Here is an 18,810-nt window from a genome sequence, read left to right on the forward strand (position 1 = left end):
GCCCGGCAAGCGTGGCTTGCGCTGTGGTTGCCGGGAGCTTTATGGATGGTGCTGTCGGCCAGGCGCTGTGGTTACAACGCCAGGGTCAGGCCTCTGGGCATACCGGTGGCAGCTGCGATGTTGGCAATCACCAGCATGTCGATCAGACGCAGAGCAATAAAGGCAAAGATGGGCGACAGGTCCAGACCGCCCATCGACGGCAGTATCGCACGCACGGGGGTCAGCACCGGTTCGCACAACTGATGCACCAGGATAGCCGCAGGGTTGCCGCTTTGTGGCGCGACCCAGGACAGAATTACACTGATGATCAGGGCGAAGAAGAATATCTTCAGAAACAGCGCAGTCACGGCGATCAGGGACCAGACCAGAATCTGCAGAATGTTCGGCAGGGCCGCGCCCATCAACTTGATGATGATGGTCATCAGGATCATTTGCAGGATCAGGGCCAGCACCAGGGAGGCGAAATCAATCCCCCCGTAGCCTGGAATCACCCGACGCAGGGGCATCAGCAGCGGCTTGGTGGCCGTGACGATGAACTGCGAAATCGGGTTATAGAAGTCGGCCTTGACCAGTTGCAGAATGAAGCGCATCAGGACGATGACCAGGTACAGGCTGCCCAGAGTTTGCACCAGGTAGATCGCGGCCATATTCAGGTTGTTCATGTGGCCTCCTCAGGCGAGTTCTTTGGTCATTTCAGCGCCGCGGGCGGCAGCGGCTCGCATCGCGCGCTCAACGATAGCGGGCAGATCGTCGCTGGCAAAGCTGTTGATCGCCTGTTCGGTGGTGCCGCCGGGGGAGCAGACGCGGCGGCGCAGCTCGGCGGCGTCTACATCGCTGTGCACGGCCATATCGGCCGCGCCCAGGGCGGTAAAGAGCGTCAGGCGTTCAGCCGTATCGCGGGGCAGGCCGAGCTTTTCGCCGGCGGCGGTCATGGCCTCCATCATGTAGAAGAAGTATGCAGGGCCGCTACCGGACACCGCGGTGACAGCATCGATCAGCTCTTCCTGATCCAGCCACAGGCTGATACCCACGGCGTTGAGAATATTCTCCGCCTGCTCCTTTTGAGCCTCGGTAACTGAGGCGTTGGCGAACAGACCGCTCACGCCCTGGCGCCGTAGCGAGGGGGTGTTGGGCATGCAGCGTACGATCGCCGTGCCCTCACCCAGCCATTGCTCCAGGCTGGCGCAACTGATGCCGGCGGCGATCGAGACGATCAATTGGCCGGTTTTGCGCTCGCGGGGCAGGTCGCGGCATACCGCCTGCATGACCTGAGGCTTGACCGCCAGCACCAGTACATCGCACTCGTTGGCGAGCACCGCGTTATCCAGACTGGTGCCAATCCCGAACTGCTTGACCAGGCGTTCGCACTGCTCGGCGGTGCGGTCGCTGGCAATGATCTGCGCGGGCTTTATGTTCTGCTGCAGCATGCCGCCGATCAGGCTGGTAGCCATGTTGCCTGCGCCGATAAAACCAATAATGGGGGCGGTCATGGGGTGTCCTCTGTCTTGGTGTGGGTGGCGGGTGGTGTGGCAGGGTCGTCAGTCTTCTCGCGTTGCCCGAACAGCGCAGTGCCTACGCGCACCATGGTGGCACCTTCCTGCACAGCTTCGCCTAGGTCGTCACTCATGCCCATGGACAATGTATCGAGCTGCATAGGCAGGCTCTGCAGGCATTCATGCAGCGCTCGCAGGGGCTGGCGCCGTGATTCGCTGTCCTCTGCGGGTGCCGGGATGGCCATGAGGCCGCGCAGTTTCAAACGCGGCAATGCCGCTACTGCGGTAGCCAGTTCGGCAACGTCTTCGGGCAGTACGCCCGACTTGCTCGGCTCACGGCTGATATTCACCTGCAGGCAGATGTTCAGCGGCCCGAGTTCCGCCGGGCGTTGCTCGGACAGGCGTTTGGCAATCTTTAACCGATCGACACCGTGCACCCAGTCGAAATGCTCGGCTATCGGTCGCGTCTTGTTCGACTGAATCGGGCCGATAAAGTGCCAGGTAAGGGGGAGTTCGGATAGCGCCTCGATTTTCTCCAGGGCTTCCTGTAGATAATTTTCGCCGAAGTCCCGCAAACCCGCGGCACAGGCGTCACGTACTGCGCTGGCAGGCCGTGTCTTGCTGACCGCAATGAGGGTGATTTCGGAGGGATCGCGGGCAGCACTGACTGCCGAGCGCGCAATACGTTCACGAACGTTTGCAATATTCTCTGCTATCGTAGACATTACCAAGATAACTACCTAGCCAATATCGGAAAAGACCTTCAGGCATTCTACATGCTTGCCGGTTGCAATGGGGAACCCAATGGATATAACCGAGCTGTTAGCCTTCAGCGCCAAGCAGGGCGCGTCGGACTTGCACCTGTCGGCAGGATTGCCGCCCATGATTCGAGTCGATGGCGATGTGCGTCGTATCAACGTACCGGCAATGGACCACAAGATGGTGCATGGCCTTATCTACGACATCATGAACGACAAGCAGCGCAAGGATTTCGAAGAATTCCTGGAGACTGACTTTTCCTTCGAGGTGCCTGGTGTGGCCCGCTTTCGGGTCAACGCATTCAATCAGAACCGGGGTGCCGGTGCGGTATTCCGTACCATTCCGTCCAAGGTTCTGAGTATGGAAGATCTTGGCATGGGCGACGTGTTCAAGAAGATCTCCGATGTGCCGCGTGGCCTGGTACTGGTGACCGGCCCGACCGGCTCGGGCAAGTCCACTACCCTGGCGGCGATGCTCGACTACTTGAACTGCACCAAATATCAGCACGTGCTGACCATCGAGGACCCGATCGAATTCGTTCACGAATCGAAGAAGTGCCTGGTCAACCAGCGTGAAGTACACCGCGACACTCTCGGCTTTGCCGAAGCTCTGCGCTCGGCGCTACGCGAAGACCCGGACATCATTCTGGTCGGCGAGATGCGCGACCTGGAAACCATACGCCTGGCCCTGACTGCTGCAGAAACCGGTCACCTGGTGTTCGGTACCCTGCACACGACCTCGGCAGCCAAGACCATCGACCGTGTTGTCGACGTATTCCCTGCAGAAGAGAAATCCATGGTCCGCTCGATGCTTTCCGAGTCGCTGACCGCGGTAATCTCGCAGACCCTTTTGAAGAAGATCGGCGGTGGTCGTGTGGCTGCCCATGAAATCATGATCGGCACGCCAGCTATTCGTAACCTGATTCGCGAGGACAAGGTGGCGCAGATGTACTCGGCGATCCAGACCGGTGGCAATCTGGGTATGCAGACACTGGACATGTGCCTCAAGGGCCTGGCTGCGAAGGGTATCATCACTAAGGAAAGCGCCAGAGAGAAGGCCAAATCGGCCGACTCTATCTGATCTAGAAGAGAGGCATCATGGAGTTCGAGAAACTGTTACGGCTGATGGTCGAGAAAGGCGCCTCGGACCTTTTCATCACCGCGGGCGTAGCCCCCAGTATGAAGATGCACGGCAAAATCCTGCCCGTGACCAAGACCGCGCTATCTCCGGAGCAGACCCGCGAGACCGTGCTGGGCGTGATGACCGAGGCCCAGCGCAGGGAGTTTGCCGAGAACCGTGAATGCAACTTCGCGATCAGCGCCCGTGGTATCGGCCGCTTCCGGGTCAGTGCGTTTTACCAGCGCAACCTGGTGGGGATGGTGCTACGCCGTATCGAGATCAATATCCCGACAATGGAAGAGCTGCGGCTGCCGGAGATTCTCAAGAAGCTGTCCATGACCAAGCGGGGTCTGGTGATGTTTGTCGGCGCCACGGGTACTGGTAAGTCCACGTCACTGGCGTCGATGATTGGTTACCGTAACAAGAATTCCAGCGGCCACATCATCACCATCGAAGACCCGATCGAATTTATTCACCAGCACCAGAACTGCATCGTGACCCAGCGCGAGGTGGGCATCGATACCGACTCCTTCGAGGTGGCGCTGAAAAATACTCTGCGTCAGGCTCCCGATGTGATCCTGATTGGTGAGGTGCGGACCAGGGAAACCATGGACCACGCGGTGGCGTTCGCCGAAACCGGTCACCTCTGTCTGGCTACCCTGCACGCGAACAACGCCAACCAGGCGCTGGACCGTATCATTCACTTCTTCCCTACCGAAATGCATCAGCAGGTGTGGATGGATCTGTCGCTCAACCTGAAAGCGATCGTTGCTCAGCAGTTGATTCCGACCCCTGACGGCAAGGGGCGTCGCGCGGCTATCGAAGTGCTGCTCAATACGCCCTTGGCTGCAGACATGATTCGCAAGGGTGAAGTGCACGAGCTCAAGCCGTTGATGGCGCGCTCCAACGAGCTGGGTATGCAGACTTTCGACCAGTCGCTTTACAAGCTCTACAGCCAGGGCGAGATCACCTATGAAGATGCGCTGGCCCACGCCGACTCGGCCAACGACCTGCGTCTGCTGATCAAGTTGGGCTCGGAAACCGATGGCAAGACGCTGATGATGGGTGGAAAGAACGATTTTGCTCTGGAAGGCAGCGACGAGGATCACAGGCGCTGAGCAAGGCTCAGTCAGTGCCTATCTCATCGGCGCGTGCCAGACGGTTACGCCCTGATCTTTTGGCGGTCAGCAGGGCCCAGTCAGCCTGGTTGATCGTGTCGGAGTAGGTGTCTGCATCCCTGTGGGACGCTACGCCAATACTTGCTGTGACGGTTATGGACTCATCACCAACGCGCATACGCAACGCCGCTATTGCTTCCCGAACCCGATCCAGCACCTGACAGGCGCTGGAGATATTGGTCTCGGGCAGGATAATCAGAAACTCTTCCCCGCCCCAGCGTCCGCACATATCCTGATCACGAATCTGTGCGTCCATGACCCGCGATACTTCCATCAGCACCTGGTCGCCCAGCTCATGACCGTGGTCGTCATTGACGCGCTTGAAGTAGTCTATATCGAGCATGGCGATGCTCAAGGGTCGGGCATAACGATGCGAACGATCAGTCTCCTCTTTCAGACGCTCGAGCAACAGTCGCCGATTGCCCAGGCCGGTAAGCGGGTCATGGGTGGATGCCTCGCGAAGGGCAAGGTTCAGGTCGTGCATCATCTTCTGGTAATGGTCGGAGATGCGTGCGACCTTGCTTAGCTGGCGCAATTGCTTGTCCAGCCGCTTGGTCAGATGCTTTTCATTTTCCTTGGTGAGGCTCTGATAGGCATCGGATATGCGGCTGATACGCTCGATGCGGCGTGCGAGATCCCTGTGTGCCGCCCACAATTCTTCGAGGGGCTGAAACAAGGGGTCGTCGCGCAGCGAATCGTTCTCCAGCAACTGCTCGATACGTTCTTCGAGGGGCTCGTCCGGCGCGCCCATGGTCAGGTGCCCAGAATGTTGAACGGAAAGCTGCAGTCTTCCTTGAACTCTTCGGCCAGCTCTGCGACGCGCTCATTGCGCTTGTCGTAGTGCCAATCAACGCTGACCGCCTTGCCTTCGGCGTGAGCGGCTTCCAGTACATCAAATATGTCCATCATGGCTTTGATGCTGCTGGTGTTGAGGTAAAGCAGTTGTAGATCGAGCTTCAATGCTCTATCTGCTTCACGCAGGAACGTCTCGATCCATTCCACTACCTGATTGAACAGCTCGTAGGAGTTTTCTGGATAGGAGTCGCCCTGCAGGTGCAGAATGCCGTTGACCCAGTCACTGCGGATCTCTGGGGTGGACTGGGTACCTGCAATGGAAAAATCAGTCATATCAGTCTGGCTCATGAGTCGTTCAGATAACGGCGCGCAAGCTGAAAAAGCTGCGGTCGTCGCTTATGGGCTGGAGGTGGGCACGCAGAGGCTGGCTGGCCTTGCGGGCGATGTCGATCAGGCCGAGGCCCGCGCCACTGGTTTTTTCTGCGTCGCGGGGCTTGCGCAACTGCTCCTTGTAGGCGGCCTTGAGCTGAGCCTTGTCCAGACCGGCAAGGCTGTCTACGGCCTCGAGCAGGCGCTGACCGTCACTCTCCAGAATGATATTGCCCGCCGATACCACGTAGTGCCCGTCGTTATCGCGTGAGACTACGACGGTCGCCCCCGATTCCTGCTCGCTCCAGCCATGGGTCCGCGTGTAGTGACTGATGTTCTGGGTCATCTCGATGTAAACCGCAAATACGTCCATGGCCGCCGAGGGATGGGCATGGTCAGCGGACAGATAATTGCGCAGGGCGTTGCCTATTTCCTCGATCAGGCTGCGGGAGATCGGCCCGTTGAAACACAGCATGATCTGCTGACTGTTGAAACGCTCGCGCATGGCGAATAGATCGATGGATTCCATTACAGCTCCTGTCAGCGGTCGTGACCGCTGGAGTTGACCGCACAGGGCGGGTTCAGTCGAAACGAAAGCTTAACATCGTGATGTCGTCGCGCTGAGGATACGTCCCCTGATAGGCGGCCAGCGTGTCGCTGAAAGCGCGACTCTGTTCCTGCAGGGGCAAACGGGCATGATCGCGTAGCATCTGGCCAAACCGGCTGTTGCCGAAGCCGAAGCCCTCATCGCCTCCCGCCTGATCAAGGAAACCATCCGTGCACAGGTAAAAGGTATTCTGGCCCAGCGCCACTTGCCGGTTGTGATACTCACCGATCTTTCTGTCGCCCAGGGCACGCTTGCCGCCAGGTACATGGTCTACCTGCACACCATCGCTGAAGTACAGGGCAATCTTCGCACCGGAGAAGGTCACCTGTCGCTGATCGAGGTCAATATACGCGAGTCCGACATCCATATTAGTGGCCAGCGATTTGCTTTCACCCGAATTGCCGAGCATGTTGCGCAGTATATGGTCGGTGCGCGTAAGTACCGCCGCGGGGTCATGCATTCCGCAGTCGGTAATTGCCTGGTCCAGTGCGGCGTGGGCGAGCATGGTCATCAGGGCCCCGGGAACGCCGTGGCCCGCGCAATCCACTACCCCCAGCAGGCAGCGTCGGCCCTCGCTGCGAAATACGTAAAAGTCGCCGCCTACTACATCCCGCGGGCGCCAGAGCACCGAGTGATGCTCCCCCAGTACGCTGAGTAGCTCGCGGTCGGGCAGAATCGAGCGCTGGATCAGGCTGGCATAGTCGATCGAGTCCCCGATCTTCTTTTGCGCAGTGGCCATTTCGCGGTTGGCGTCTTCAAGATCACTGGTCCGTTCCTGAACGCGCTGCTCCAGTTCCAGCGTGTGGCTTTTGACCTTGTTGGCCATGGTGCTGAAGGCGGCGCTGAGCTCGCCGATTTCGTCGTCACGAATGGGCGGCAGAGCTACATCGTAACGTCCGGACGCCATGGCCTGAGCGCTGTGCTTGAGTTGGCGCAGGGGGCGCATGACCAGGCGCTCTACGGCGAAGGCGAAAAGCAGAATAAGCACCACAACCAGTCCCACCAAGGCAGCCAGCAAGGGGGCCAGCCACTGGTTGTCGAGCACCTGGGCGCTGTCCAGATCGATGGCATTGACCACGAACCAACCCAGTTCAGGGATAAAGGTCAGAGCCAGCAGTTGGTCGGTGCCATTCAGGCCGACATTCAGGCTTTCGACACTGCCGGGGTTCTGCGTGGCACGGGCCATGGCGCCCCGCAGCAGGTCGGTCTGCACGCTGTCCTCGAGCATGCCGAACAGCCGGGCGTTCTCGCCGCTGGTGTCGTCTGCCCCGGAATTGAGGGCGATCAGAGATGAATCCTGGTGGGCCTGGATGGCGCCCTTGGCGTCGATAATCATCGGCGTGACGCCGGGCTGATCGCTGGCGATGAAATCGTTGATGAAGGTAGACAGGTCCAGGCCGGAGCCCGCGAGTCCAAGGACCTCGCCTGCGCTGTCGGTCACCAGAATATTGAACCAGACCTTGGTAGTCTGGAGTTCCCGGTTGTAATCGACATTGATGTTGTAAGTGTCGGTGTCGCGCAGACTGCTGAAGAACCAGCTGTCGGCGTCGTTGGTCTGATCGAGGAAGTAACGGGCCTGTTGGCTGGGAGGCTCTTCGTTGCTGTTGAAGTAATAGCCCTGGCTGCCGACGCTTCCGATGAAGTAGGCGTGATCGCGGAAATCCCCGCGGTAACCCTCGGCTTCACGGAAGAACAGGTCACGTTTGGCAGGATCGTCTTCGTCGGTGAGCCACTGGCGGGTGACCTCGGAGTCTGCCAGGCGCAATGACAGAGCAAGTTCGCGGGATATTGGAGCGCGAATCTTTTCTCGACTCAACAGTGTCGCGTTGCGGGCGTAGGCATCGGCGAAATGCTCGTGGATACCCTGCAACACCAGCCAGCCTATGAGGGCGGCGGGTACCAATGCCAGGAGGCAAACAAGCAACAACGCCAGAATCGACTTGCCACGTAGGCCGAAGGCTGCCATGAAAACTCCCTGTAAAATGCGCCCTTGTCAGGCCTGATAAACCAGTTTGCCATTGCATACGGTGTGGGTAATCTTACAGGGCACACCTTTGCCGATAAAGGGGCAATTGGCACCCTTGGATATCCAGTTGTGGCCCACCAGGCTTGCTTCGGCGGGGTCGAACAGCGTTACGTCGGCATGCGCGCCGATGCCCAGATGGCCGGCTGGCAGGCCCAGGGCGCTGGCCGGCCCACAGGTCAGACGCGACAGCAGTGCGGGTAATTCGAGTAACCCGTCAGCCACCAGTGTCATCGCCAGGGGCAACAGGACCTCAATGCTGCTGATCCCCGTCGCCGAGGCGGCGAAGGGCACCCGCTTGGCTTCCTGTTCGTGGGGCTGGTGATGTGAGGAAATGGCCTGTACCACGCCTTCCTGTACTGCCTGACGCAAGGCATGCCGGTCGCTGCTGCTGCGCAGTGGCGGCAGCACGTGGAGCAGGCTGGAGAAGCCTTCCAGGTCTTCATCGCAGAGCAATAACTGATACATCGCCACATCGGCGGTCACACGCAAGCCGCGCGCCCTGGCATCAGCCAGCATATTCATGGCGCGGGCACTGCTCAGTCCGCTGAAGTGCGCCTGCACGCCAGTCTGCTCGACCAGCAGCAGGTCACGGGCCAGGGCAATGGTTTCGGCGCTTTCGGGAATGCCCACCAATCCCATGCGGGTTGCGGTCGGACCCTCGTGGGCACTGCCGCCTTGGGCCATTTCCGCATCCTGGGACATGAATACAACCGGCACGTCGAAGCCGGCTGCATATTCCAGGGCGCGGCGCAGGATGCGATTGCTCTTCATCGGCGCCAGTCCCTGGGTGAAAGCTATGCAGCCAACGTCCCGCAGGGCCACCAGTTCGCTCAGATGCTCGCCATCCAGGCCGTGGGTCAGGGCGCCGAAGGGGAACACCCGTGCGTGGCCGGCACGTTCACTGCGCTCCAGAATCAGTTCGGCCACCGCAGGGGTGTCCAGTACGGGCCGGGTGTCAGGCAGGCAGCACAGACTGGTCACGCCGCCTGCTGCAGCGGCGCGGGTTTCGCTGTCGATGGTGCCCTTGCGGGTCTGGCCGGGCTCGCGCAGGCTGACGTTCAGATCGACCAGTCCGGGACTGGCGATCAGACCGCGGGCATCAATTGTCTGATGGGCTTGAAAACCCTCTGGGGCGGCTCCTATGGCGTGGATACGACCGTCGTCGATGTGCAGGTCGGTGATCTGGTCGAGCTGGTTGGCCGGATCGATGACCCGGGCACCTTCAATGGTCAGTCGCATGCTGGGCTTCCTGGTTGTACTGGCGCTGGGCGTTCTGTCCGGCCATGGCCATGGACATCACGGCCATTCGAACGGCAATGCCGTAAGTAACCTGATTGAGAATGACTGATTGGGCACCGTCGGCCACCTCGGATTCAATTTCAACGCCCCGGTTGATCGGCCCCGGGTGCATCACCAAGGCGTCTGGTTTGGCCAGCGCGAGGGTTTCGCGAGTCAGGCCGTAGAGGCGGTAGAATTCGCCCTCGCTGGGTAGCAGGCCACTTTGCATGCGCTCTTTTTGCAGGCGTAACATGATGACCACATCGACGTCGCGCAGGCCGACACGCAGGTCGTTGAACACCCGCACGCCGTACTGTTCGATGCCGGCGGGGAGCAGCGTACGTGGTGCGATCACCCGAATGTCGGGGCAGCCCAGTGTGTGCAGCGCCTGCATGTTCGAGCGTGCCACCCGTGAATGCAGAATGTCTCCCACGATGGCCACGGACAGGTTCTCGAAATTGCCCCGGTGACGGCGGATGGTCAGCATGTCGAGCATCGCCTGGGTCGGGTGCGAGTGGTTGCCGTCCCCGGCGTTGATGATGGCCACATCGGGACAGACCTGCTGGGCGATAAAATGCGCCGCGCCGGAGTCGCCGTGGCGCACCACAAACATGTCCGCCGCCATGGCCTCCAGGTTGCGCAGGGTGTCGTAGAGGGTCTCGCCCTTGCTGGTCGAAGATGTCTGGATGTTCAGGTTGAGCACGTCGGCAGACAGTCGCTTGGCCGCCAGCTCGAAGGTGGTGCGCGTGCGGGTGGAGTTCTCGAAGAATACATTGCACACGGTCTTGCCGCGCAACAGAGGTACCTTCTTGACGGCGCGCTCACCCACTTCAAGGAAGGAGTCGGCGGTATCCAGCAGCTCTGTGAGCAGTTCCCGCGACAGGCCTTCGATGCTCAGAAAATGGCGTAACTGGCCCTGATGGTTGAGTTGCAGATGACTGGGTATCGGGGTCATTGGGCTCTCTATTTGGCGACGGGGTTCAGGGTCAGTTGCAGGGGCTGCGGACCGGTCAGCTTCACGCGCTGACCTTCAGGCAGGGTCAGGCTGGTGCCCAGCACGTCTGCACGGATCGGCAATTGCCGCGCCTCAATGTCAATCAGGGCGACCAGTGTTACCGAAGCCGGGCGACCATAATCGAAGAGTTCGTTGAGGGCTGCGCGGATAGTGCGGCCGGTCATGAGCACATCGTCGACCAGCACCAGATGCCGGTCATCGACGCTGAAGGGCAGCTCCGAGGGACGTACTCGCGGTGGTAAGCCGTTCTGCTCGAAATCGTCACGATAGAAAGCAATGTCCAGTGTGCCGAGGGGGGCGTCGGGCAGACACTGATTGCGCAGGTGCTCGGCGATCCACACACCGCCAGTGTGAATACCCACAAAGGCGGGGTTCTGGAAATTGCGGTATGACAGATACTTGGTCAGGTCCGCGGCCATGCGTTCGAGCAACGGGGCCACATCGGGCAGGGCACTCATGACATCTCCTTGGGCAGGTTGCCAAGCCAGGTTTCCAGCAGCAGTGCGGCGGCCAGGCTGTCGACCGGATTGTCCCGGTAGCTGGCCGGCGTGCGGCCGCTGTCGCGCAGGCTCTGCTTGGCTTCAAAAGTGGTTAGGCGTTCGTCGATACAGTCTACGGGCAGATTGAATCGGCCATGCAGGCGGCGGGCAAACTTCTGGGCGCGTGCGCTCATCTCGCTGGGGGTGCCGTCCATATTCAGTGGCAGGCCGACCACCAGGGTATCGGGTTTCCATTCGCTGATCAGGCGCTCGATCTGGCTCCAGTCTGGCACGCCATCACGGGCTCGCAGGACGGCAATCGGTTCTGCCCGGCAGGTCAGGCTTTGGCCAACGGCCACTCCGATCTGGCGCGTGCCGTAGTCGAAGCCCATGGCGCGTTGCAAGGTACTCATCAGGCGTGACCAGCCTGGCTGGTCAGCAAATTCAGGTCGATGCCCAAGGTGCGGGCGGCTGCGGCGAGCCGTTGGTCGCTGGGGAGCTCGAACAGGATGTGATTGTCGGCAGGGCAACTGAGCCAGACGTTGTCGACGAGTTCCTGGTCGAGCTGCCCCGCGTCCCAGCCGGTGTAACCGAGCATGATCAGCACATCCTGTGGGCCGTGTCCGCGAGCCATATCCAGAAGAATGTCCCGCGAGGTAGTCAGCTGCAGCGTGCCCAGGTCCATGGTTGCCTCCCATTGTTCCGGGCCACGGTGCAATACGAATCCGCGCTCAGTCTGTACTGGGCCGCCGTTATACACGGGTACGCTACCCACTGCATCGGTCAGGTCGATCTCCGGCTGCAGCTGTTCGAGGATGTCCGCCAGGTTCAGGTCGCCCGGCTGGTTGATCACCAACCCCATGGCGCCATGCTCATCATGGTCGCAAAGGTAGATCAGGCTGTTGACGAAACGAGGATCAGCCATGTGGGGCATGGCGATCAGAAAGTGATGCTTGAGGTAGCTCGAGGTGATTTGGCTCATGCGCCTAGTATTGGGGTTTGGCTTGCAAGCTTCAAGCATCGGCGCTGTTAAGCGCGGGGTCAGAAGCTGGAAATTGTATCGCCAGGCTCGAAACGCCAGGTGCGGATGATTTCCAGTACATCCACATCCATCAGGTCGCCGGTGAATGGCGCGTAGGGTGCCGCCAACCTTACGATGCGTTGGGCCGCATTATCCAGCACCTGGTGGCCGGAGGACTCGAGGATCTGCACTTCGCGCAGGGTGCCATCGCGGTTGATCGAGACCAGCAGGCGCAGACTGCCGTAGATTCGCTCGCTGCGAGCCTGGGCCGGGTAGTTCTGGTTGCCGACGCGCTCCACCTTGCGCCGCCAGGCATCCTTGTAATAGGCGCCCTTGTCCTGCATGGTCGAAGCCGCATTGAGCCGATGAACCCGGGGCCGGTTGGCGTAGAGCTGCTTTTCTTCGGCGAGCTGCGCTTCGAGACTGGCGATTTCCGCCGACAGTTGGCTGCGATTGAAGCGCGGCAGCGACGGATTGACCTTTTCTTCCGGTGGCGGAACATCCCGAGCGGTAACGGCTTTTTCGGGCTGGCGCGTGCTGGTTGTGACAACCTGCTTCTCTACTATGGGAGCAGGTGGCGGGGCGCTGGCTTCCTGGGGCGGGGTGACGGTGTTGATTTCGGCGTCCTGGAAGACGGTTTCTTCCGTGGTGCTGGGCGCGGCCTTTTCATCCAGGGTTCCACTGCCTTCCTGATTGAGTTGCGCCAGATAGTCTGCCTTGTCGGGCACCTTCTCGCTGGGCTGGGTGGCCAGGGTGATCTCCAGTGTCTTGGACAATTCGCTGGGTGACGGCAGATCAAAGGTCACGCCCAGAATGACCAGGGCGTGCAACACTGCCGCGATAAACAATGCAAACCCCAGGCGGTCGCGGGAAGTCACCTCAACGGGTGCTGGGGCGGCAGATGGAGGAGTCGGTTTGGCGGCTTTTTTCATGCTGTCCGTGGCGGGCTGCGGCTGACGTTCCTGCGCAGTCTGCCGCGCATTCCGGAAAATGTCTACGCGACTGGCCGGGCCTCGAGCAGTTGCTGGATTTTATCCATCAGTTGGCCGCCTATATCTGTCTGATAGGCGTTGTCGATTTCGCGGATGCAGGTAGGGCTGGTGACGTTGATCTCGGTGAGGTAATCGCCGATCACATCCAGACCGACAAACAGCAGCCCGCGCTGGCGAAGGGAAGGGCCCACCTGTGTGGCTATCCAGCGATCGCGATCAGTCAGCGGGCGGGCCTCGCCGCGTCCGCCGGCAGCCAGATTGCCGCGGGTTTCGCCTTTCTGTGGAATGCGCGCCAGGCAATAGGGTACTGGTTCACCATCAATCATCAGGATGCGCTTGTCGCCGTCCTTGATCTCCGGCAAATATTTTTGCGCCATGATCTGCTGTTGGCCGTGGCGGGTCAGGGTTTCGATAATCACGCTGAGGTTGCTATCGCCCTCGCGAATGCGAAAAATCATTGATCCGCCCATTCCTTCCAGCGGTTTGAGAATCACGTCACGGTGCTCGGCGATAAAAGAGCGCAGAATATCACCGCGACGGCTGACCAGGTTGGGGGGCGCGCACTCGGGGAATTGGGTCGCAAAGAGTTTTTCGTTGCAGTCGCGCAGGCTGGCCGGGCGATTGACTACCAGCACGCCGGCTCGCTCCGCTGCTTCGAGAATGTGCGTTGCATACAGAAATTCATCATCAAAGGGCGGATCCTTGCGCATCAGGATGACGTCCAGATCGGCCAGCGGCGCATGGGTGGGCTCGCCAAGGTCGAACCAGTGTTCGGGATCGGCGTGCACGCGCAGTGGTCGCACATGCCCCATCGCCTGGCCGTTGGCCAGATAGAGGTCCTGTGGTTCGAGGTAAAACAGCTCCCAGTCACGCATCTGGGCGGCCAGCAGCATGGCCAGTGAACTGTCTTTCTTGTAACTGATCGCATGGATGGGATCCATAACGATGCCAAGGCGAATATGCATGGGGAGTCGGTCCGCTGAGTGGGGCATGGTGCGAAGGGAGTGTAACCTTGCGTAGCCTGCGGTGAAAGGTTGACTAATGCTGCGAGATGTCTCATATCTGACGCCTCGCATTAGAAAAACAGATATACCTTGTTGCCAAATAGATTGGCTACGGAAACTGTGATAAAAGTACGCAGAAAGGGACAGAGTGTTTTGGCGCCGCCATATTGACGTAGACGCCGACGACTCACCATTAATAACAAGGGCTGGTCAAATGGAAGAAAACTTCGAAAGCCTGAAAGTCATGGTCATTGACGACAGCAAAACCATTCGCAGAACCGCAGAAACCTTGCTCAAAAAGGTCGGTTGTACGGTTATCACAGCAGTAGATGGTTTTGATGCGTTGGCCAAGATTGCCGACAACAACCCGGATATCATCTTCGTCGACATCATGATGCCACGACTTGATGGCTATCAGACCTGTGCCCTGATCAAGAACAACAGCGCCTTCCGCGGTACGCCAGTAATCATGCTGTCCAGCAAGGATGGCCTGTTCGACAAGGCCAAGGGGCGCATCGTCGGCTCTGATCAATATCTGACCAAGCCCTTCAGCAAGGAAGAGCTTCTGGGTGCCATCCGCGCTCATGTTCCGCAATCCGACGACCTAGCAGGTGCTTCGGAGGCCTGAGCCTTCGCACCGTCAGCCATACCGGGGGAGCCATATGGCCCGAATACTTGTAGTAGATGATTCACCGACCGAGTTGTACAAGCTTACAGGCATGCTGGAAAAACACGGCTACGAAGTCTTGAAAGCAGAGAACGGTGCCGACGGCGTGGCACTGGCTCGTCAGGAAAAGCCTGATGCCGTATTGATGGATATTGTCATGCCGGGCCTCAACGGTTTTCAGGCGACCCGTCAATTGACCAAGGATGCCGAGACTGCGCATATCCCGGTGATCATCGTGACCACCAAGGATCAGGAAACTGACAAGGTGTGGGGCAAGCGTCAGGGCGCCAAAGATTACCTGACCAAGCCAGTCGAGGAAGCCACCCTTATCAAGACGTTGAAGTCCGTGCTGGGAGCCTGAGGGCTCCTGACACATGCCGCATAACAACCAGAACAGGCCCGGCATGGCAGAATCAATTCATCCTTTCGATACTCTCAGGCAGCTTGCGCAGCATTGCCGTAGTCAGGCCATGGGCCTGCCTGCGCAAGACGTTGTCAGTGAAACCTGGAGCGGTGTGGGCTTTCGGCTCGCCGGGCAAGCGATGGTCGCAGCCATGGGTGAGGTCGCCGAGATACTTCACGAGCCTCGCTACACCGCCCTTCCGCGGGTCAAGAGCTGGGTTCGTGGCGTTGCCAACGTACGTGGTCGGCTGCTGCCGATCATCGATCTGAGCCGTTTCTTTGGTGCCAGCGTCAGTGCTCCGCGCAAGCAGCGGCGGGTGCTGGTGCTTGACCGTGACGGACTTTTTGTTGGCCTGTTGGTCGACGAATTGCTAGGTATGCAACATTTTCCAGTAACCAGCTTTACCACCGATGTGCCTGCAACGGATGAAGGGTTTCGGCCCTTCGTGGTGGGAGCGTATGTCCAGGACCAGGTCTCCCTGGTTTTCAACTTCAGGGCATTGGCGCGGGATCAGGCGTTTCTCGACGTAGCGATTTGATCAGGGGGCGACCGGATATTCCGGTAACGCGACAGACAAGAGCAAAAACAAGAACCATGCGGTAGGCCAGGTAGGGGCCAGATGATGAAAAAGTTCGATACCCAGATTTTCTCCGCAATGCGAAGCAATCGCACGATTACCGGTCTGTTCGCGGCCCTGGTACTGTCGCTGCTCTTGCTGTTCGTCAACTTCCTGTATCTCAACATTCAGAGCGGCTACGACACGGAATACATCGGCCACGCCGGTGAGCTGCGGGTACTCTCCCAGCAGATTTCCAAGTCGGCCAGTGAAGCCGCCACGGGAACGCCCGAGGCTTTCGGTCTGCTGCTGGACGCCCGTAACGACTTCCAGCGCCGCTGGGACTTCCTGACTCTGGGGCGCTCCGAGACCGGGCTGCCTTCAGCGCCGGCCGTGCTCGATGAGCAGGTCGCGCAGGTTCAGGGTAACTGGAACCGGGTGCGTACCAACGCCGACGAAATCCTGGCCAGCCAGCGCACCGTGTTGTCCCTGAACGATGTAGCCCTGACCCTTTCCGACACCATTCCCCAGCTGCAGGTGGAATACGAGGAAGTGGTGGATCTGCTTATTGCCAACCAGGCGCCGGCCGACCAGGTGGCGGTCGCCCAGCGACAGTCTCTGCTTGGTGAGCGGATTCTGAACGCGGTAAACCGCGTACTCGCCGGTGAAGAGGACGCGGTAATGGCGGCCGACAGTTTCGGCCGTGACGCCAGTTTGTTTGGTCGCGTTCTGCTCGGCATGCTCGAGGGTAATGCCAGCATGGGTATCACCCGGGTGTCGGACCCTGAGCTGGTGGGGCGTCTTAACGAGATTGCCGATCTGTTCCGCTTCGTATCCGATTCAGTCGACGAGATTCTGCTGACATCGCCTGAGTTGTACCAGGTGAGTCTGGCGGCGAATCAGATCTTCGCCGACTCGCAGCTGCTGCTCGATAACGTGTCTGTACTGACACAGGGCTTTGAGGCGCGCAGCGATGCCCGCTGGATCAACACCCTGTTTGGTTACTTCCTGGGTATCGTGGCGTTGGGGTGTATTCTGTTGATCGGCCTGCAAATGACCCGTGAAACCCGCCGACGTCTGGCCGAGACTGCAGAAAAGAATGACAGGAACCAGGCGGCGATTTTGCGCTTGCTGGACGAAATCGCCGATCTCGCTGACGGTGACCTGACAGCTGAGGCCACGGTGAGTGAGGACTTTACCGGCGCCATCGCCGACTCGATCAACTATACCATCGACCAGTTGCGCGCACTTGTCGGCACAATCAACGACACCGCTCTGCAGGTATCGACCGCCGCCCAGGAAACCCAAGGAACAGCGATGCATCTGGCTGAGGCGTCCGAGCACCAGGCTCAGGAAATCGCCGGCGCCTCGGCAGCGGTGAACGAAATGGCCGTCTCGATTGACCAGGTATCGGCCAACGCCGCCGAGTCCTCCGCGGTAGCGGAGCGTTCGGTAGCCATCGCCAACAAGGGTAACGAGGTGGTGCAGAACACCATTACCGGCATGGATACCATTCGCGAGCAGATCCAGGACACCTCCAAGCGTATCAAGCGACTAGGTGAATCCTCCCAGGAAATTGGCGATATCGTCAGCCTGATCAACGACATTGCCGACCAGACCAACATTCTGGCTCTGAACGCCGCAATCCAGGCCTCCATGGCCGGTGATGCGGGCCGCGGCTTCGCGGTGGTAGCGGATGAAGTACAGCGACTGGCGGAACGTTCCTCGGCTGCGACCAAGCAGATCGAGGCTCTGGTGAAGACGATTCAGACCGACACAAACGAGGCAGTTATCTCGATGGAACAGACCACCTCCGAGGTAGTGCGCGGGGCTCGTCTGGCGCAGGACGCCGGTGTCGCACTGGAAGAAATCGAAAAGGTATCGACCAGTCTGGCAGCACTGATCCAGAACATCTCCAACGCGGCCCGTCAGCAGGCATCGTCTGCCGGTCACATTTCCAACACGATGAACGTGATCCAGGAAATCACTTCGCAGACATCCGCCGGTACCACAGCAACAGCTCGCAGCATTGGCGACCTGGCAGCCCAGGCCGAATCGATGCGCAAGTCGGTCGACGGCTTCACCCTGCCACAGCAACTTTGAGATGGAGGCGCGGGTAGCCTTCAGGCTATCTGCACCCCGCAATGAGCAAGGGATACACAGTGCAGAGAACGCCGAACTGGTCATTACAGCAACTGCCGGAGATGGATACGCAGCAATTCCATCAATGGCAGGCGTTGCTTGAGGCGCGGACCGGGGTTTGCGTCACCGACCAGCGTCGGGTTTTTCTGCAGACCAGTCTGGGCACGCGTATGCGCGAACTGGAGATCGAGGATTACCAGAGCTATTACGAGTACGTGACCCAGGGACCAGCCGGGGCAATCGAGTGGTCTGCCCTGATCGATCGTCTGACGGTGCGCGAGACCAGTTTCATGCGCCACCGTCCTTCCTTTGACCGTGTTCAGAGTCACCTCGAAGGACTTCTGGCCGCACGGGCAGCGGACCAACCGTTGCAACTGTGGAGTCTGGGCTGCGCCAGTGGCGAAGAAGCCTATTCCCTGGCGCTGATTACCGAGCAATGTCTGGTGGATGCTGCCGGCACGGTACCCGAGTATGCAATCTGGGCTACTGACATCAGTCTCAAGGCTCTGGAACAAGCGCGTGCTGCGCGTTATCCGGCCAGTCGAATGGGCGGCCTCACCGAGGCGGAAAAAAATCGCTGGATGCAGCCTGTCGACGGCGACAAGCTGGAAATCCTGCCGGCACTGCGTGACCGAATCTGCTTTACCAGGCTGAATATCCTGGAACTGGCCCAGGCCCCCATACGGGACCTGGATATCATATTCTGCCAGAACCTGCTCATCTACTTCCGACGCTGGCGCCGCCGCGACCTGCTCAACCTGTTGGCCAAAAAACTGGCGCCAGGTGGCATGCTGATCATCGGATTGGGTGAAATAGTGGACTGGAACAACCCCCTGCTCGAGCGGGTACCCGATGATCGGGTACAGGCGTACGTGCGGCGGGTTTCTCACGAAAGTCTGGAGTGACT

The 18,810-nt window shown here is 59.5% G+C and carries 21 protein-coding genes; 7 read left to right on the forward strand and 14 right to left on the reverse strand.

What is annotated here, in order from left to right; genetic code table 11:
- Window positions 1–71: 71 nt before the first annotated feature.
- Genes FZF01_RS03020 through FZF01_RS03030 form a run of 3 tightly spaced genes read right to left on the reverse strand, consistent with a single transcriptional unit; the run spans window position 72 to window position 2,218 of the window.
- On the reverse strand, window positions 72–662 hold the full coding sequence (locus FZF01_RS03020) for a YggT family protein (protein WP_150276602.1): 591 nt from the start codon (window positions 660–662) through the stop codon (window positions 72–74).
- Between the two features lie 9 nt (window positions 663–671).
- The gene (gene proC / locus FZF01_RS03025; RefSeq protein ID WP_150276603.1) at window positions 672–1,490 is read right to left on the reverse strand and encodes a pyrroline-5-carboxylate reductase; all 819 of its coding nucleotides are present in this window, start codon (window positions 1,488–1,490) and stop codon (window positions 672–674) included.
- Complete coding sequence (locus FZF01_RS03030; protein WP_150276604.1) at window positions 1,487–2,218, reverse strand: YggS family pyridoxal phosphate-dependent enzyme; 732 nt, start codon at window positions 2,216–2,218, stop codon at window positions 1,487–1,489. Before FZF01_RS03030 ends, proC begins: the two co-directional genes overlap by 4 nt.
- A 79-nt stretch (window positions 2,219–2,297) precedes the next feature.
- On the opposite strand from FZF01_RS03030, the gene FZF01_RS03035 reads away from it, so the two are divergent.
- Window positions 2,298–3,332 carry a type IV pilus twitching motility protein PilT gene (locus tag FZF01_RS03035; protein WP_150276605.1) on the forward strand — a complete coding sequence of 345 codons (1,035 nt, stop codon included), beginning with the start codon at window positions 2,298–2,300 and terminating at the stop codon, window positions 3,330–3,332.
- Window positions 3,333–3,349: 17 nt separating this feature from the next.
- The gene (locus FZF01_RS03040; protein WP_150276606.1) at window positions 3,350–4,489 is read left to right on the forward strand and encodes a PilT/PilU family type 4a pilus ATPase; all 1,140 of its coding nucleotides are present in this window, start codon (window positions 3,350–3,352) and stop codon (window positions 4,487–4,489) included.
- Window positions 4,490–4,496: 7 nt separating this feature from the next.
- On the opposite strand, the gene siaD is transcribed toward FZF01_RS03040, so the two are convergent.
- The 11 genes from siaD to gshB all read right to left on the reverse strand — a co-directional run bounded on the left by siaD (window position 4,497) and on the right by gshB (window position 14,096).
- A complete protein-coding gene (siaD, locus tag FZF01_RS03045) occupies window positions 4,497–5,300 on the reverse strand; it encodes a biofilm regulation diguanylate cyclase SiaD (protein ID WP_150276607.1) in 804 nt (267 codons plus the stop codon).
- 2 nt (window positions 5,301–5,302) lie between these two features.
- Window positions 5,303–5,677, reverse strand: coding sequence for a biofilm regulation phosphoprotein SiaC (siaC, locus tag FZF01_RS03050; protein WP_150276608.1), 375 nt, complete (start codon window positions 5,675–5,677; stop codon window positions 5,303–5,305).
- A gap of 22 nt (window positions 5,678–5,699) precedes the next feature.
- Window positions 5,700–6,242 carry a biofilm regulation protein kinase SiaB gene (gene siaB / locus FZF01_RS03055; RefSeq protein WP_150276609.1) on the reverse strand — a complete coding sequence of 181 codons (543 nt, stop codon included), beginning with the start codon at window positions 6,240–6,242 and terminating at the stop codon, window positions 5,700–5,702.
- 52 nt (window positions 6,243–6,294) lie between these two features.
- Window positions 6,295–8,286 (reverse strand): biofilm regulation protein phosphatase SiaA, encoded by a 1,992-nt coding sequence (gene siaA / locus FZF01_RS03060; protein WP_150276610.1) that lies wholly within the window; start codon window positions 8,284–8,286, stop codon window positions 6,295–6,297.
- A 27-nt stretch (window positions 8,287–8,313) separates the two neighbouring features.
- Window positions 8,314–9,585, reverse strand: coding sequence for a dihydroorotase (locus tag FZF01_RS03065; RefSeq protein ID WP_150276611.1), 1,272 nt, complete (start codon window positions 9,583–9,585; stop codon window positions 8,314–8,316).
- Window positions 9,569–10,579 carry an aspartate carbamoyltransferase catalytic subunit gene (locus FZF01_RS03070; RefSeq protein ID WP_150276612.1) on the reverse strand — a complete coding sequence of 337 codons (1,011 nt, stop codon included), beginning with the start codon at window positions 10,577–10,579 and terminating at the stop codon, window positions 9,569–9,571. The genes FZF01_RS03065 and FZF01_RS03070 overlap by 17 nt, the downstream gene beginning before the upstream one ends.
- Window positions 10,580–10,587: 8 nt before the next feature.
- Window positions 10,588–11,097 (reverse strand): bifunctional pyr operon transcriptional regulator/uracil phosphoribosyltransferase PyrR, encoded by a 510-nt coding sequence (gene pyrR, locus FZF01_RS03075; protein WP_150276613.1) that lies wholly within the window; start codon window positions 11,095–11,097, stop codon window positions 10,588–10,590.
- Entirely contained in the window at window positions 11,094–11,531 is a 438-nt protein-coding gene (gene ruvX, locus FZF01_RS03080) for a Holliday junction resolvase RuvX (protein ID WP_150276614.1), read from the reverse strand. Before ruvX ends, pyrR begins: the two co-directional genes overlap by 4 nt.
- Window positions 11,531–12,100 carry a YqgE/AlgH family protein gene (locus FZF01_RS03085; RefSeq protein WP_150276615.1) on the reverse strand — a complete coding sequence of 190 codons (570 nt, stop codon included), beginning with the start codon at window positions 12,098–12,100 and terminating at the stop codon, window positions 11,531–11,533. The genes ruvX and FZF01_RS03085 overlap by 1 nt, the downstream gene beginning before the upstream one ends.
- Window positions 12,101–12,159: 59 nt before the next feature.
- Window positions 12,160–13,071 carry an energy transducer TonB gene (locus FZF01_RS03090; RefSeq protein WP_150276616.1) on the reverse strand — a complete coding sequence of 304 codons (912 nt, stop codon included), beginning with the start codon at window positions 13,069–13,071 and terminating at the stop codon, window positions 12,160–12,162.
- A 62-nt stretch (window positions 13,072–13,133) separates the two neighbouring features.
- Window positions 13,134–14,096 carry a glutathione synthase gene (gene gshB / locus FZF01_RS03095; RefSeq protein WP_150276617.1) on the reverse strand — a complete coding sequence of 321 codons (963 nt, stop codon included), beginning with the start codon at window positions 14,094–14,096 and terminating at the stop codon, window positions 13,134–13,136.
- A 253-nt stretch (window positions 14,097–14,349) separates the two neighbouring features.
- Between gshB and FZF01_RS03100 the strand changes: the two genes are divergently transcribed.
- From FZF01_RS03100 to FZF01_RS03120, 5 genes are all read left to right on the forward strand, one after another.
- A complete protein-coding gene (locus FZF01_RS03100) occupies window positions 14,350–14,763 on the forward strand; it encodes a response regulator (RefSeq protein ID WP_150276618.1) in 414 nt (137 codons plus the stop codon).
- A gap of 34 nt (window positions 14,764–14,797) precedes the next feature.
- Window positions 14,798–15,163, forward strand: coding sequence for a twitching motility response regulator PilH (gene pilH / locus FZF01_RS03105; RefSeq protein WP_150276619.1), 366 nt, complete (start codon window positions 14,798–14,800; stop codon window positions 15,161–15,163).
- A 43-nt stretch (window positions 15,164–15,206) separates the two neighbouring features.
- Entirely contained in the window at window positions 15,207–15,743 is a 537-nt protein-coding gene (locus FZF01_RS03110; RefSeq protein ID WP_150276620.1) for a chemotaxis protein CheW, read from the forward strand.
- Window positions 15,744–15,827: 84 nt separating this feature from the next.
- The gene (locus FZF01_RS03115; RefSeq protein ID WP_150276739.1) at window positions 15,828–17,864 is read left to right on the forward strand and encodes a methyl-accepting chemotaxis protein; all 2,037 of its coding nucleotides are present in this window, start codon (window positions 15,828–15,830) and stop codon (window positions 17,862–17,864) included.
- A gap of 41 nt (window positions 17,865–17,905) precedes the next feature.
- Window positions 17,906–18,808, forward strand: a complete 903-nt coding sequence (locus FZF01_RS03120) for a CheR family methyltransferase (RefSeq protein ID WP_188434352.1) — start codon at window positions 17,906–17,908, stop codon at window positions 18,806–18,808.
- The last annotated feature ends 2 nt before the right edge of the window (window positions 18,809–18,810 follow it).

This window comes from Halopseudomonas salina (genome assembly GCF_008641105.1).

Bases quoted from the DNA above. Each gene is read 5' to 3' on its own strand.
- FZF01_RS03020 (WP_150276602.1), bottom strand. From the start codon at position 662: ATGAACAACCTGAATATGGCCGCGATCTACCTGGTGCAAACTCTGGGC.
- proC (WP_150276603.1), bottom strand. From the start codon at position 1,490: ATGACCGCCCCCATTATTGGTTTTATCGGCGCAGGCAACATGGCTACC.
- FZF01_RS03030 (WP_150276604.1), bottom strand. From the start codon at position 2,218: ATGTCTACGATAGCAGAGAATATTGCAAACGTTCGTGAACGTATTGCG.
- FZF01_RS03035 (WP_150276605.1), top strand. From the start codon at position 2,298: ATGGATATAACCGAGCTGTTAGCCTTCAGCGCCAAGCAGGGCGCGTCG.
- FZF01_RS03040 (WP_150276606.1), top strand. From the start codon at position 3,350: ATGGAGTTCGAGAAACTGTTACGGCTGATGGTCGAGAAAGGCGCCTCG.
- siaD (WP_150276607.1), bottom strand. From the start codon at position 5,300: ATGGGCGCGCCGGACGAGCCCCTCGAAGAACGTATCGAGCAGTTGCTG.
- siaC (WP_150276608.1), bottom strand. From the start codon at position 5,677: ATGACTGATTTTTCCATTGCAGGTACCCAGTCCACCCCAGAGATCCGC.
- siaB (WP_150276609.1), bottom strand. From the start codon at position 6,242: ATGGAATCCATCGATCTATTCGCCATGCGCGAGCGTTTCAACAGTCAG.
- siaA (WP_150276610.1), bottom strand. From the start codon at position 8,286: ATGGCAGCCTTCGGCCTACGTGGCAAGTCGATTCTGGCGTTGTTGCTT.
- FZF01_RS03065 (WP_150276611.1), bottom strand. From the start codon at position 9,585: ATGCGACTGACCATTGAAGGTGCCCGGGTCATCGATCCGGCCAACCAG.
- FZF01_RS03070 (WP_150276612.1), bottom strand. From the start codon at position 10,579: ATGACCCCGATACCCAGTCATCTGCAACTCAACCATCAGGGCCAGTTA.
- pyrR (WP_150276613.1), bottom strand. From the start codon at position 11,097: ATGAGTGCCCTGCCCGATGTGGCCCCGTTGCTCGAACGCATGGCCGCG.
- ruvX (WP_150276614.1), bottom strand. From the start codon at position 11,531: ATGAGTACCTTGCAACGCGCCATGGGCTTCGACTACGGCACGCGCCAG.
- FZF01_RS03085 (WP_150276615.1), bottom strand. From the start codon at position 12,100: ATGAGCCAAATCACCTCGAGCTACCTCAAGCATCACTTTCTGATCGCC.
- FZF01_RS03090 (WP_150276616.1), bottom strand. From the start codon at position 13,071: ATGAAAAAAGCCGCCAAACCGACTCCTCCATCTGCCGCCCCAGCACCC.
- gshB (WP_150276617.1), bottom strand. From the start codon at position 14,096: ATGCATATTCGCCTTGGCATCGTTATGGATCCCATCCATGCGATCAGT.
- FZF01_RS03100 (WP_150276618.1), top strand. From the start codon at position 14,350: ATGGAAGAAAACTTCGAAAGCCTGAAAGTCATGGTCATTGACGACAGC.
- pilH (WP_150276619.1), top strand. From the start codon at position 14,798: ATGGCCCGAATACTTGTAGTAGATGATTCACCGACCGAGTTGTACAAG.
- FZF01_RS03110 (WP_150276620.1), top strand. From the start codon at position 15,207: ATGGCAGAATCAATTCATCCTTTCGATACTCTCAGGCAGCTTGCGCAG.
- FZF01_RS03115 (WP_150276739.1), top strand. From the start codon at position 15,828: ATGAAAAAGTTCGATACCCAGATTTTCTCCGCAATGCGAAGCAATCGC.
- FZF01_RS03120 (WP_188434352.1), top strand. From the start codon at position 17,906: ATGAGCAAGGGATACACAGTGCAGAGAACGCCGAACTGGTCATTACAG.